At 66.7% G+C, this 874-nt stretch carries 1 protein-coding gene and 1 pseudogene; both read left to right on the top strand.

Going from position 1 to position 874, the window contains the following annotated elements; all coding sequences use genetic code 11:
* Window positions 1–256, top strand: a 256-nt coding sequence (locus EOA60_RS35100) for an SMP-30/gluconolactonase/LRE family protein (protein ID WP_164899877.1), incomplete at its 5' end; no start/stop codon positions are given.
* Window positions 257–350: 94 nt separating this feature from the next.
* A pseudogene (locus EOA60_RS35105) lies at window positions 351–874 on the top strand (D-alanine:D-lactate ligase-like protein); the annotation flags it as partial.

An 874-nucleotide genomic window follows, 5' to 3' on the forward strand; every position in this document is an offset into this window, starting at 1 on the left:
GTGGAACGCCGTCTGGGGCGGCAAGGCGGTGAAGGCGTATTCGCCGGACGGCATGCTGCTGCGCGAAATCCCGATGCCGGTAACGCAGCCTTCCTGCCCCGCCTTTGTCGGGCCGAACGCCGACCGCCTGGCGGTGACATCGGCCTGGAAAGGCAAGGACGACAAGCAGCGCAAGCTCGATCCTCAGGCCGGCATGACCTTCCTGCTCGACATTCCGGTCCGGGGCCGCTTCGAGCCGCGCGTGCTGATCGCCTGAGCGGCTTGCGCATTATCGCTCGCTCAGGTCGGTTTCCTGAAAGCCGATTGCAACCGCCATGCGATGGTAGCACCTGACTCTTCTGGGAGCTTCCATGCCGCGCAACGGCCCGACGCTGATCCTTGTCCACGAGCCGGAGAAGGCTTGCTTCGACCGGCTGGTCGCCGACGGCTACCCGACGGAACGCGCAACCGAGATCTCGTCCTATCTGGCGCAGTCGACCGATCTCGCGCCCGAATTCGGCCAGCTCGCCGCCGCTTGCGAAACGCGCGGCCTAACCTTCATGGCCGTCGAGCTGGACGACGCCGCGACCGTCTTGGCGAACGCCGATCCCGTCAAAACCCTGGTCTGGACGCTGACCGACGGCATCGCCTATTTCCGCGGCGGCGCTTCGCCTGCGCTGGCAAGGCTGAATGGATTGAAGACGATCGGCGCCGACGATTCGCTGTTCGCGCTCTGCCAGGACAAGTTCCGCTCCGGCGCCGTGCTCGGCGCGCTTGGCCTGCCGGTGCCGCCGGCCGGGCTGGCCCGAAATGGGAAATGGCTGGTCGAGCCGTCGGCCTCGTCCGCCGGCTGGTTCGTCAAACCAAACCGGCTCGGCGCCAAGATCGGCATCTG

Source organism: Mesorhizobium sp. M1A.F.Ca.IN.020.06.1.1 (assembly GCF_004023265.1).
Lineage (GTDB): Bacteria > Pseudomonadota > Alphaproteobacteria > Rhizobiales > Rhizobiaceae > Mesorhizobium.